At 73.6% G+C, this 12,217-nt stretch carries 11 protein-coding genes; 8 read left to right on the top strand and 3 right to left on the bottom strand.

The window, feature by feature from the left end; translation table 11 throughout:
• Nucleotides 1-95 precede the first annotated feature (95 nt).
• Together ACFWJO_RS36660 and ACFWJO_RS36655 are read right to left on the bottom strand one after the other, a co-directional pair.
• Nucleotides 96-1,103 (bottom strand): FG-GAP repeat domain-containing protein, encoded by a 1,008-nt coding sequence (locus ACFWJO_RS36660; RefSeq protein ID WP_386872395.1) that lies wholly within the window; start codon nucleotides 1,101-1,103, stop codon nucleotides 96-98.
• A 179-nt stretch (nucleotides 1,104-1,282) separates the two neighbouring features.
• Nucleotides 1,283-2,398: an ABC transporter substrate-binding protein gene (locus ACFWJO_RS36655; RefSeq protein ID WP_386872393.1), complete on the bottom strand. Its 1,116-nt coding sequence runs from the start codon at nucleotides 2,396-2,398 to the stop codon at nucleotides 1,283-1,285.
• A 220-nt stretch (nucleotides 2,399-2,618) separates the two neighbouring features.
• On the opposite strand from ACFWJO_RS36655, the gene ACFWJO_RS36650 reads away from it, so the two are divergent.
• The 5 genes from ACFWJO_RS36650 (at nucleotide 2,619) to ACFWJO_RS36630 (ending at nucleotide 8,072) form a co-directional block, all read left to right on the top strand.
• Nucleotides 2,619-4,295, top strand: a complete 1,677-nt coding sequence (locus ACFWJO_RS36650; protein WP_386872391.1) for an FAD-dependent oxidoreductase — start codon at nucleotides 2,619-2,621, stop codon at nucleotides 4,293-4,295.
• Between the two features lie 64 nt (nucleotides 4,296-4,359).
• On the top strand, nucleotides 4,360-5,850 hold the full coding sequence (locus ACFWJO_RS36645; protein WP_386872397.1) for an ATP-binding protein: 1,491 nt from the start codon (nucleotides 4,360-4,362) through the stop codon (nucleotides 5,848-5,850).
• Between the two features lie 10 nt (nucleotides 5,851-5,860).
• Nucleotides 5,861-6,214, top strand: coding sequence for a UBP-type zinc finger domain-containing protein (locus tag ACFWJO_RS36640; protein WP_386872389.1), 354 nt, complete (start codon nucleotides 5,861-5,863; stop codon nucleotides 6,212-6,214).
• Between the two features lie 233 nt (nucleotides 6,215-6,447).
• Nucleotides 6,448-7,095, top strand: a complete 648-nt coding sequence (locus ACFWJO_RS36635) for a carbonic anhydrase (RefSeq protein WP_386872387.1) — start codon at nucleotides 6,448-6,450, stop codon at nucleotides 7,093-7,095.
• 74 nt (nucleotides 7,096-7,169) lie between these two features.
• Entirely contained in the window at nucleotides 7,170-8,072 is a 903-nt protein-coding gene (locus ACFWJO_RS36630; protein ID WP_386872385.1) for a Rieske 2Fe-2S domain-containing protein, read from the top strand.
• 203 nt (nucleotides 8,073-8,275) lie between these two features.
• Here the strand turns inward: ACFWJO_RS36630 and ACFWJO_RS36625 are convergent, their stop codons facing one another.
• Complete coding sequence (locus ACFWJO_RS36625; RefSeq protein ID WP_386872383.1) at nucleotides 8,276-9,199, bottom strand: NADP-dependent oxidoreductase; 924 nt, start codon at nucleotides 9,197-9,199, stop codon at nucleotides 8,276-8,278.
• 129 nt (nucleotides 9,200-9,328) lie between these two features.
• On the opposite strand from ACFWJO_RS36625, the gene ACFWJO_RS36620 reads away from it, so the two are divergent.
• From ACFWJO_RS36620 to ACFWJO_RS36610, 3 genes are all read left to right on the top strand, one after another.
• Nucleotides 9,329-10,438 (top strand): GlxA family transcriptional regulator, encoded by a 1,110-nt coding sequence (locus ACFWJO_RS36620; RefSeq protein ID WP_386872381.1) that lies wholly within the window; start codon nucleotides 9,329-9,331, stop codon nucleotides 10,436-10,438.
• Nucleotides 10,439-10,518: 80 nt separating this feature from the next.
• Complete coding sequence (locus ACFWJO_RS36615; RefSeq protein WP_386872379.1) at nucleotides 10,519-11,511, top strand: glutathione S-transferase family protein; 993 nt, start codon at nucleotides 10,519-10,521, stop codon at nucleotides 11,509-11,511.
• 219 nt (nucleotides 11,512-11,730) lie between these two features.
• Complete coding sequence (locus tag ACFWJO_RS36610; protein WP_386872377.1) at nucleotides 11,731-12,126, top strand: hypothetical protein; 396 nt, start codon at nucleotides 11,731-11,733, stop codon at nucleotides 12,124-12,126.
• Nucleotides 12,127-12,217: the final 91 nt, after the last annotated feature.

Here is a 12,217-nt window from a genome sequence, read left to right as displayed (position 1 = left end):
GCCGTAGACCGGCTCCGGGGCCGCCGTTCCCGTTTCCCCCGTGCTCCCCCGTTCCCCCGGTGCTCCCCCGTTTCCCCCGTGGGCCATGGAGTCCGTCAGGCGAAGTAGATGCCCTTGGGATCGACGGACGACCAGCCGGAGCCGGCGTGGACGGCGCCGCTCCAGCTCGTACCGCCCGTACCCGAGCCGGAGTTGGGGAAGTACCTCAGGGCGTCGCCGTTCTTCTGAACGAGGTCGGCGCGGCCGTCGCCCGTGATGTCGGCGAACCAGATGCCCGACGGGTCGTGGCCCGACCACCCGCTGCCGGTGTAGTAGCTGGTGGCGCCCCACGGCCAACCGCCCGTGTGGCCCAAGGTGTTGGGGGCGACGAGGAAGGAACCCTGGGACAGTTCGATGCGTTCGGCCTTCTGGTCGCCGTTGAGGTCGGCGAACCAGAGGGAGCGCGGGTCGCGTCCGGCGTAGCCGTGGCCCATGGTCACGGCGTCGGCCCAGCTCGTTCCGCCACCGAGGTTCCGGTAGTAGCTGAGCGTGTCGCCGCTCTTCTCGACCAGGTCGGCCAGGCCGTCGCCCGTGATGTCGGCGAACCAGATGCTCGACGGGTCGTGCCCGGACCACCCGCTGCCGGTCCGGAACTCGTCGCCCCACGGGTTCCAGCGCAACGAGTTCTGGTTGTGGTGCCAGACGCGGAAGCTGTCGCCCGACAGGTTGATCAGGTCCTTGTGACGGTCGCCGTTGAGGTCGGCGAAGTACACGCCGCGGGGGTCGGCGCCGCTCCACCCGCTGCCGTGGACCCAGTCCTCACCCCAGGGCCAGTCCCAGGCGTAACCATCGGTGTTCTCCCAGATGCGGAATCCGTCCTCCTTCTTGATCAGTTCGGCGCTCTCGTCGCCGGTAAGGGAGGGCCCGGTGAGGATCAGGGACGACGCGGCGGCGGCCGGCGCGGTCGTCGCGACGGTCCCCGTGAGGCCGAGGGCCAGCGCGGTGAGCCCGAGCGCGAGGGCCTTCAGACGACCCCCGACCGCTCGGCCGCGGGCGGCCCTCGCTTCGGCCTTCGCTTCGGCTCTCGCTTCGGTCGTCGCTTCCGTCCTCCCGTTGAGCCTCACGTCGGGTCTCACCTCGGTCTGCACTGCGCTGGCGGAGTTCGTACGAGTCATGGCCATCCCGTCGTCGGAAGGAATGATGTGGTGGGCTTCCCGGCCGGGTGCCGTGAAGAGCTTCCGCCGCGCACGCCCTCGCCGACCACATTTTCGTCACCGCTTAAACGGAGAGGCCCCTCGCTCCTTCAGCCGGCGTGGAGGACGCGGAAGCGGTCGGGTCGGGTCGGATCCCGGTCCACGACCTGGGTCGGCGGCCACGTCCACTGCCACACGCCAATGCCAGGCGCACGGGAGAAGCGGATCCGCCCACGCGTCCCCTCCACCGCGACCTGCGGCCAGGACGCGGCGATGCGCGCCCGGTCGGGGCCGTGCCCACGCAGCAGGCCGGCGAGGACCAGAACGGCGTCGTAGCCCTCGAACGCCACGAACGACGGCGCCTCGCCCAGCCGCTCGCGCAGGGCCGCCCCGACTCGTGCGCCGAGCGGGCCGAGGCGCTCGGGCAGGTAGCGCAGGAACGGGACGGCGGCACCGTCGTCGCCCAGCGCCGCCGCCCAGTCGGCGAACTCCGGCTGCCCGGCCGGGGCACCGATCAGGATCCCGGCCAGGCGCTCGTCGTGGCGGACGGCCTTGACGATCGACACCGCCGGCTCCGGGAACCCGACCAGCAGAAGAAGGGCCGTCGCGCCCTGTGCGACGAGCTCGTCGCACAGGGCGGCCGGGTCGAGTGCGTTCGCGTCGAGTTCGGTCACCGTGCCGCCGTGCGCGGACAGGTGGTCCCGGAGGATCCCGGTCCCCGCCGCCCAGTAGACGCTCGGCTGGGTGGCCACGGCGACGCGCCTGTGGCCCGCGCCGAGGAGGAAGTCCCCGTAGAGCCGCCAGCCGTGCGACTGCGCCGGAGGGAGGCGCGCGACCCAGTCCGTCGGCTCCTCGGTGAGGCCGTCGAGCACCGCCGACGAGCAGAGGAACGGCACGCCGAGCGCGTCGGCCCTGGCGGCGGCGGCGCGGGCGACGACGCTGTGGTACTCCCCCGCCAGCGCGGCCACGCCCAGGCCGGCCAGTTCGTCCACGGCTGCCTCGGCCTTCCGCGGATCGGCCGCCGTGTCGCGTACCACCAGTTCGAGCGGCCTGCCGTCGATCCCGCCGGCGTCGTTGACCTCGCCGACGGCCAGCTCCAGCCCCGCGAGCAGGTGTCGGCCGGCCTCGACCCACCCGGGCGGCGACAGCGGGACGAGGGCACCGATCCGGACGGCTGGTTCCTCGGGGCGGTGTTCCGCTCCGGGTCGCGATACCGGCGTGTTCATGGCGTGAGCGTCTCCCTGTGTCGACGACGGTGACGATGCGGCTGCGGTCAGTGTCTCGTCCGGGGCGGCGGTACGTCAGGGCAGGTGATCAAGAACATCGCGGCGGACGGCGCGGCCACACCGGCCACGGGCACGCGCGCGAGATCGAACATACGATGGGCGGGAGCCGGCGCCGGCAGCTCGCCGTGCCGGACGTCCGGAGCAGGCAGGGCGGAGACGCATGGCACCAGGCACCGACGCCGCACGGACCGTCATCCTGACCGTGGACGACGACCCGGGAGTCTCCCGCGCCATCGCCCGTGACCTGCGGCGCCGCTACGGCGGCGGGTACCGGATCGTGCGCGCCGAGTCGGGCGAGTCCGCGCTGGAGGCGCTGCGCGAGCTGAAGCTGCGCGGCGACCTGGTGGCCGTGATCCTCGCCGACTACCGCATGCCGCAGATGAACGGCGTCGCGTTCCTCGAACAGGCGCTCGGCGTGTACCCGGGTGCGCGGCGCGTGCTGCTGACCGCGTACGCCGACACCAACGCGGCGATCGACGCGATCAACGTCGTCGACCTCGACCACTACCTGCTCAAGCCGTGGGACCCGCCGGAGGAGAAGCTCTACCCGGTCGTGGACGACCTGCTCAGCGCCTGGCGGTCCAGCGACTACCGGCCGGTGCCCGCGACCAAGGTCGTCGGGCACCGCTGGTCGGCGCCCTCCTCACGGGTGCGCGAGTTCCTGGCCCGCAATCAGGTGCCGTACCGCTGGTACTCGTCCGACGAGCCCGAGGGTCGGCGGCTGCTCGCCGCGGCCGGGGCCGACGGCCGCCGGCTGCCGCTGGTGATCACGCCGGACGGCACCGCGCTGACCGCGCCGGAGCCGCCCGAACTGGCCGCGCGGGTGGGGCTCGCGACCACGCCGGCCGCCGAGTTCTACGACCTGGTCGTCATCGGCGGCGGGCCGGCGGGGCTCGGCTCGGCGGTGTACGGCGCCTCGGAAGGGCTGCGCACCGTACTGGTCGAGCGGTCGGCGACCGGCGGGCAGGCCGGCCAGAGCTCCCGGATCGAGAACTACCTCGGGTTCCCCGACGGCGTGTCCGGCGCGCAGCTCACCGAACGCGCCCGCCGCCAGGCGAGCAGATTCGGCGCCGAGATCCTCACCGCGCGCGAGGTCACGGGTCTCGAGGCGCAGGGTCCGGCGCGCGTCGTGCGGTTCTCGGACGGCTCGGCGGTCGCGGCGCACAGCGTCATCCTGGCGACCGGAGTGTCGTACCGGCAGCTGGGAGCGCCGGGCTGCGAGGACCTGACCGGGCGCGGGGTGTACTACGGCTCCTCCCTCACGGAGGCCTCGTCCTGCGAGGGCCAGGACGTGTACGTCGTCGGCGGCGCCAACTCCGCGGGCCAGGCGGCGGTGTTCCTGGCGCGGAGCGCGAAGTCGGTGACGCTGCTGGTGCGCGGCGAGTCGCTGACGGCGTCGATGTCGTACTACCTGATCCAGCAGATCGAGGAGGCGCCGAACATCACCGTGCGGCCGAGGACCGTCGTCGAGGAGGCGCACGGTACGGAGCACCTGGAGCGGCTGACCCTGCGGGACGCGGTGACCGGCGCCCGCGAGGTCGTCGACGCCCAGTGGCTGTTCGTCTTCATCGGCGCGGCCCCGCTGACCGACTGGCTGGAGGGCACGGTGCTGCGGGACGGGGACGGCTTCATCCTGGCCGGTCCCGACCTCACGCCGGACGGCGCGCCGCCGCCCGAGTGGGAGCTCGACCGGCCGCCGTACCACCTGGAGACCAGCGTGCCCGGAGTGTTCGTGGCGGGTGACGCGCGCGCCGAGTCGGCGAAGCGCGTGGCGTCCGCCGTGGGAGAGGGAGCCATGGCCGTCATGCTCGTCCACCGCTATCTGGAGCAGTCATGAGCCGCCGTCCGGAGCAGTCATGAGCGCCCGGCCGACGCCGGCGCCGGACGGCGCGCCGGAGCACATGCCCTGTGACCCGCACGAGATCGGTTCGCTGTTCCTCTTCGAGAGACTCTCCCCCGAGCAGCTCGGGCGGCTGTGCGCCGAGGGGCGCATGGAGCGGTTCGAACCCGGCCCGGTGTACACCGAGGGCGACCCGGCCACCTGCTTCTACGTGATGGTGGAGGGCACCGTCGTCCTGTACCGGCGGGTGGGCGGCGACGACGTGGAGGTCAGCCGGACCTCGCAGCGCGGTGTGTACGCGGGTGCCATGCAGGCGTATCTGGGCGACCGGGTCCCGCAGACGTACGTCAACACCATGCGGGTGACCGAGCCGACGCGGTTCTTCGTGCTGCCCGCGGAGTCGTTCGCGGACATCATGCGGGAGTGGTTCCCGATGGCGGCGCACCTGCTGGAGGGGCTCTTCTTCGGCTCCAAGAACACGCAGCGGGCCATCGGCCAGCGGGAACGCCTGCTGGCGCTGGGATCGCTGTCGGCGGGGCTCACGCACGAGCTCAACAACCCGGCCGCGGCGGCCGTCCGCGCCACGGCGGCGCTGCGGGAGCGGGTGGGCAAGATGCGGCACAAGCTCGCGTTCATCGCCCGCGGCCCGTATTCGCGGGAGGCGCTCGCCGAGCTCATCGAGATCCAGGAGCGCACCGCGGAGCGCGTCGCCAAGGCGCCGGTGCTGACGCCGCTGGAGGCGTCCGACCGGGAGGACGAGCTGACCGACTGGCTGGAGGACCACGGCATTCCGGAGGGGTGGCGGCTCGCGCCCACCTTCGTCCAGGCCGGCCTCGACACGGACTGGCTGGAACAGGTCGCGGCGACCGTGGCCGAGGACGTCCTGCCGGGGGCGATCGGCTGGCTCAACTACACGGTGGAGACCGAGCTGCTGATGGACGAGATCGACGACTCGACCGCGCGGATCTCCCACCTGGTGGACGCGGCCAAGCAGTACGCCCAGCTCGACCGCGCCCCGCACCGCGACGTCGACGTGCACGAACTCCTCGACAGCACGCTGCTGATGCTGTCGGGGAAGATCGGTCCCGAGATCCGGGTGGTCAAGGACTACGACCGCTCGCTCCCGGACGTGCCCGCCTATCCGGCGGAGCTGAACCAGGTGTGGACCAACCTCGTCGACAACGCGGTGGCCGCCATGGGCAGTACGGGCAAGGAGGGCACCCTGACCGTTCGCACCGCCCGGGAGGGCGACCGGGCCCTGGTGGAGTTCCGCGACACGGGCCCCGGGGTGCCCGAGGACATCCGGAGCCGGATCTTCGACCCCTTCTTCACGACGAAACCGGTCGGCGAGGGCACCGGGCTCGGTCTCGACATCTCCTGGCGGATCGTCGTCAACAAGCACCACGGCAGCCTTCAGGTCGAGTCCGTACCGGGTGACACCCGCTTCCAGGTGCTGCTGCCGCTGACGGCCCCCGACGTGGCGGACGAGGCGGAGACCGGGACGGGGACGACGGCGGAGGCGGAGGCCGGGACGGCCGAGGAGCCCGTATGAGGGAGTGCGCATGACCGAGATCGAGGGCATCGACCCGGGCGTCCCGCCCAGCGGCACCGGGTGCGCGGAGTGCGACGAGGCGGGCGGCTGGTGGTTCCACCTGCGGCGCTGCGCCCAGTGCGGCCACATCGGCTGTTGCGACTCGTCACCGGCGCAGCACGCCACCGCTCATTGGAAGGTCACCGGCCATCCCCTGGTCCAGAGCTTCGAGCCGGGCGAGGAGTGGTACTGGAACTATGCCACGGACGTCATGTACGAGTCCGGCCCCGCCCTGGCACCGCCGACCGGCCACCCGGCCGAGCAGCCGGCCCCGGGACCGGCGGGCCGCGTCCCGTACGACTGGCCGGACCTGCTCCACCGCTGAGGTGCCGGCGCGCCGGGACGGGTCCGCACGACGGCGCGGGCGGACGGCGGCCCTCCGGCGCGACTCGCGCGCACCGGGGCCGTCTGACAGGGTGGTACGGAGCGGTCGCTCGTACGGAACGGCGGCGAGCGCGCTGCCCGAGGACGTGCCGACGCGACCGGGGGTCCGTGTTCCGTACCCGGCCACGGACGCGCGGCCGCGCCCGGCCGGTCATTCGCACCCCAGGTGGAGAGATGAGCAGAAGTTCTCCCGTGGCAGCCCTCGACGCGCTGCTCGCCGGCAACAAGCGCTTCGTGTCCGGCACGACCGAGCATCCCAACCAGGACGCCGCCCGGCGCTCCCTGCTCGCTCCCGGGCAGGCTCCGTTCGCCGTCATCCTCGGCTGCTCCGACTCGCGGCTGGCCGCCGAGATCATCTTCGACCAGGGGCTCGGCGACCTGTTCGTCGTGCGGACCGCCGGCCACTGCCTGGGGACCGAGGTGCTGGGCAGCGTCGAGTACGCGACCAGCGTGCTGGGGGCGCGCCTGGTCGTGGTGCTCGGGCACGACTCGTGCGGCGCGATCGCCGCGGCCCAGGAGGCCGTCGAGTACGGCCACTCCGCGGGAGGGTTCGTCCGCGACGTCGTCGAGCGGGTCACGTCGAGCATCCTGGCCGCGCGTGCCGCGGGCCTCACCGCCGACAGCGACATCCGGGACGAACACATCCGGCTCACCGTCGACCTGCTGCTCGACCGGTCGCGGCTGCTCTCCGACCAGGTCGCGTCGGGCCGGATCGCCGTGGTCGGCCTCGGTTACGCCCTGGTGAGGGGCAGCGCGCGGGTGGTGACCGCCCGGGGCATCGCGCCGGAAGTGCTCAACATGGACGAGCAGACGGACGAGTGACGGGATGCCCGGCTCGGAGGTGTCCGTTTCGCGGCTGTCCGTTTCGCTTCGTCCCGTGCGGTTAGACGCGCGGTATGAATACCTTGCCCAACGTCCTGCGGTCGGCACTGCCCTCCGGCGACGGGCCCGGCGTCCTCCTGCGGGCCATGGCCCGGCTGGAGAAATCCCCGCGGGCCGACCGGCTCGCGGACGTCCTGCGGGGTGCCGTACGGGCGCTACCGCTCGGCGACGCCCGTGACGTCCTGCACGGGCGATGGCTGGGGCACCCGCTGCATCCGGCGCTCGTGCAGTTCCCCATCGGCGCGTGGCTGTCGGCCGCCGTCCTCGACCTCGTGCCCGGGCAGCGGCGCGCGGCGCGGCTGCTCGTGGGCGCCGGTCTCGTCGGCGCCGTCCCGGCAGCGATCAGCGGCTGGGTCGACTGGGCCGAGCTGCGCCGCCCCCAGATGCGCGTCGGCCTGGTGCACGGGGCGGCGAACATCACGGGCGTCATCTGCTACGCCTGCTCCCTGACCGCCCGCTGCCGCGGCCGCCACCTGCGCGGCCGCGCGTGGGGCTTCTGCGGCGCCGGCGCGATCGCGGCGGGCGGCGCGATCGGCGGGCACCTCGCCTACCGGCAGGCCGCGGGCGCCAACCACGCCGAGCAGGTCGCGGCGCTCGTCCCGCCCGGCTGGCACCGGCTGATCGCCCTCGACGAGCTGTCCCCCGGCCGGCCCCGGCGGATTCCCCTGGGCGAGGTGACCGTCGTCGCGGTGCGGACGGGCGACGACACCGTGCGGGTGCTGGCCGAGCGCTGCACCCACATGGGCGGCCCGCTCGCCGACGGCAGCGTCGTGGACGGCTGCCTCGTCTGCCCCTGGCACGGCAGCACCTTCCGCCTGGAGGACGGCTGGAACGTCACGGGCCCGGCGACGTCGCCCCAGCCCGCCTTCGAGACCCGGATCACCGACGGCCAGGTCCAGGCCCGCCTCGCGCCCTGAGGAGCCACCTGGCGGGCCGCCCCGGCCAGAGCCCGACCCCGGCCCTGAGCCCGACCCCGGGCCTGGGACCCGGGGCCGAGACCCGGAGCCGAGGGCTCGGTCAGATCAGGCCGGCCCACGTCAGGCCAGTCCCGAGTCAGGCCAGGCCAGCCCACGTCAGGCCAGCCCCCCCCCCCGTCAGGCCAGGCCGGCCCCACGCCAGGTCAGGCGATCGTCAGCACGATCTTGCCCGTCGTCCGGCCGCGTTCGCCGATCTCGTGGGCCTTCGACGCCTCCGCGAGCGGCAGCACGGTGTCGACGACCGGCCGCAGTTCCCCGCGCTCCACCAGGGCCGCGAGTTCGCGCAGGCCCAGGTGGTCCGGCTCGACCAGGACCCAGGAGGTGTGGACGCCGTCGCGGGCCTCGGGGACGTCGTCCGGGCCCGGCAGGGTGATGAGCCGGCCTCCCTCGCGGAGCACCTTGAGGGAGCGCTCGGCCGTCTCTCCGCCCAGGCCGTCCAGGACGACGTCCACGTCGGACACGACGTCCTCGAAGCGGGCCGCCCGGTAGTCGATCACCTCGTCCGCGCCGAGTTCCCGTACCAGGTCGTGCTTGGCCGCGCTCGCCGTGCCGATGACGTACGCGCCGCGGGCCTTGGCGATCTGTACGGCGAAGTGGCCCACGCCTCCGGCGGCGGCGTGCACCAGGACCCGCTCACCGGGCCGGACGTCCGCCGCGTCGACGAGCGCCTGCCACGCGGTCAGGGCGGCGAGCGGCAGCGCCGCCGCCTCCACGTGGGTCAGGGACGCCGGCTTCGGGGCGAGGTGGCGGGCCGGTGCCACCACGTATTCGGCGTACGCGCCCGCCTGGCGCGGGAAGTGCGGCATCCCGAAGACCTCGTCACCGGGGCGGAAGACCCCGACGCCGGGGCCGACGGCCTCCACGGTGCCGGACACGTCCCAGCCGACCACCGGAACCTCGCCCCACGTGATGAGCGCCCCGCTCGCGCGGGTCTTCCAGTCCACCGGGTTCACCCCGGCGGCGTGGACCCGGACCAGGACCTCGTTCAGGCCCGGCTCGGGGCGCTCCACCTCGCGCTCGACCAGCGTCTCGGGTCCGCCCCAGCGCTCCACGACCATCGCACGCATGCGTTCTCCTCGTTCCCGTCTCTCGTGTCCGTCGTCGTCCGTGTCCGTCGTCGTCCGACCGCTCCACGATCGGGCACCCGGCCGCGGCACGGTATTGGCCAGCTGGCCATGATGTGTCAGGATCCGGCCATGAGCGACGTCACGGGAACGGCCGTACGAAAGGAGCGGGACCGGCGGGACCAGCGCGACCGGCGGGACCGGTGGGGCGAGGAGGACCGGGGGGCGGCGGGGCGCGGCGGACCGCACCGCGTGGCCGTGCTCGCGCTCCCGGGCGTTCCTCCCTTCGAGCTCGGCATCCCGTCCCGGGTCTTCGGCAGCGCCGTGGACGCCGAGGGGCGCCCGCTGTACGAGGTCACCGTCTGCACGGCCGACGGCGCGCCGGTCCTCAGCGACGCCGGTTTCACCGTGCAGCCCGCGGCCGGCCCGGAGGCGCTCGCCGCGGCCGACACGGTGGTCCTGCCGCCCACCCACGCCATGCCCGAGCTGGGGCGGGGCGGCCCGCTGCCGTCCGAGGTCCGCGCGGCCATCGCTCGGATCAGGCCGGGCACCCGGCTCGTGTCGATCTGCTCCGGCTCGTACGTGCTGGCCGCCGCCGGGCTGCTCGACGGCCGGCCGGCCACCACGCACTGGAACCTGGCACCGGAGTTCCGCCGGGCCTATCCGCGGGTCAAGGTCGACGAGGACGTGCTGTTCGTCGACGACGGCGACGTCCTGACCTCCGCGGGCGTGGCCGCCGGCGTCGACCTGTGCCTGCACATGATCCGGCGCGACCACGGCGCCGCGGCGGCCAACCGCGCCGCCCGCATGTGTGTCGTACCGCCCTGGCGGGACGGCGGCCAGGCCCAGTTCATCGACCGTCCGGTCCCGGAGCCCACCCTGGCGGGCACCGCCGCCACCCGCGCCTGGGCCCTCGAACACCTCACGGAGCCGCTCACCCTCGCCCGGCTCGCCGAGCACGCCCGGATGAGCCTGCGCTCCTTCACGCGCCGGTTCCGCGACGAGGTGGGCATGACGCCCGTGCAGTGGCTCACCGCGCAGCGGCTGGAGCTCGCCAAGCAGTTGCTCGAGACGACCGATCTGCCGATCGACCTGGTGGCGCACCGGGCCGGGCTCGGCTCCGGCAACTCGCTGCGCGCCCACATGAGGACGGCGTTCGGCGTCTCGCCCGCCGCCTACCGTCGCGCCTTCGGCACCTCCGCCCCGCCGCCGCGCCCGACGGCCGCCGCCGGGGGCGCGTAGTACGGGCCGGCGCGGGTAGCCGCCCGGGCGTGGCCGATCGGATCGGCCCTGACGCATGCCGGACGAGGAGGGCTCGGAGCATGGCCGGTGACGGTGACGGCGCGTTCGAGCGCGACCGGAGCTACCTCACGACGCGGATCACCGCGGACGGGCGGGACGGCCGGCCCGTGGAGCCCGGACGCTACCGGCTGGTCATCGCGCGGGCCTGTCCGTGGGCGAACCGGGCGGCGATCGTGCGGCGGCTCATGGGCCTGGAGGACGTCCTGTCGATGGGCATCGCGGGGCCGGTGCACGACGAGCGCAGCTGGTCCTTCCACCTGGACCCGGACGGCAGGGACCCCGTCCTCGGCATCGAACGGCTCCAGGAGGCGTACTTCCGGCGCGAGCCCGGCTATCCGCACGGCATCACCGTGCCCGCGATCGTCGACGTACCCACCGGCGAGGTGGTGACCAACGACTTCGAGCGGATCACGCTCGACCTGGGCAGTCAGTGGACGGCCCATCAGCGGGACGGAGCCCCCGAGCTCTACCCGGAGAAGTGGCGCGACGAGATCGACGAGATCGCCCGGCAGGTGTACGACGACGTCAACGACGGCGTCTACAAGTGCGGTTTCGCGCGCGGCCAGGCGGCGTACGACACGGCGTACCGCAAACTGTGGGAGCGGCTGGACCGGCTGGAGGAGCGGCTCACGGGGCGGCGCTATCTGGTCGGCGACACCATCACCGAGGCCGACGTCCGCCTCTTCCCGACCCTCGCGCGCTTCGACGCCGTCTACCACGGCCACTTCAAGTGCAACCGGCAGAAGCTGACGGAGCTGCCCGCGCTGTGGGGTTACGCGCGGGACCTGTTCCAGACGCCGGGCTTCGGCGACACGATCGACTTCGAGCAGATCAAGCGGCACTACTACGTCGTCCACCACGACATCAACCCGACCGGGATCGTGCCCCGTGGCCCCGCCACCGAGGGCTGGCTCTCGCCCCACGGGCGGGAGGCACTGGGCGGTCGCCCCTTCGGCGACGGCACGCCACCCGGACCGCCGCCTCCGTCCGAACGGGTGCCCTCGCCCGCCTGAGACGCTGGCGGCCCTCCCGGCCGTCCGTTGCCCGCTGCCCGCTGCCCGCTGCTCCGGGGGGGCGCGCCGCCGGTTTCGGAGGACGGCGGCCCTTCGTCCCGCGACGGGGGCCGTGAGTGCGCGGCACGCCTCCATACGGGCGTCGGCACGGCGCGTTCGGCGTGTCGCCACGGTGATCGCGGGGCGAGGAAACGTATCTGTGCCTTCATGACCCACTGCATGGAACACCCGCTGTACGCACACCTGCGCGAGCGCTTCGGCGACGAGTCCGAGTGGCCGGAGGCGACCGGTCTGATCGCCCCCTACCTGCGGATCGTCGTCGAGGCGCTGGGGCCGGGGGACGCCGTGACGTTCCTGACGGCGGTGCGTGAGGCCCTCGCCGAGGAGGCGGCCCGGGAAGGAACGATTCACCTCGGGTTCGGCGCGCACCTCTGGGCGAGACTCGAAGCCGTCTCGTGGGGCGGTTCGCCGGCGAAGACCTCGGCGTGGGAAGCCGCCCTGACCATGCACCGCCTGGCCCGGCTCACCCCGGAGCCGGGCCGGCCGGTCCTGCCGGCCCTCGTCGACAGCGCCTTGCGCGCCTGTGGCGGACTGCGTCTGGCGGCCACGCGCTAGTGACCTGGTTTTGAGGTGGTGGGTCGCCACGTGAGGCGTCCCCTGTTTCAGATTGCGGTGTTCGCCTGCGGCAGGCCACGTGTTCGCGCTG

Origin of the sequence: Streptomyces sp. NPDC127092, assembly GCF_042722475.1 — a bacterium.
Lineage (GTDB): Bacteria > Actinomycetota > Actinomycetes > Streptomycetales > Streptomycetaceae > Streptomyces.
The sequence above is the reverse complement of the archived record's forward strand: the minus strand, read 5'-3'. Positions and strand labels throughout refer to the sequence as shown.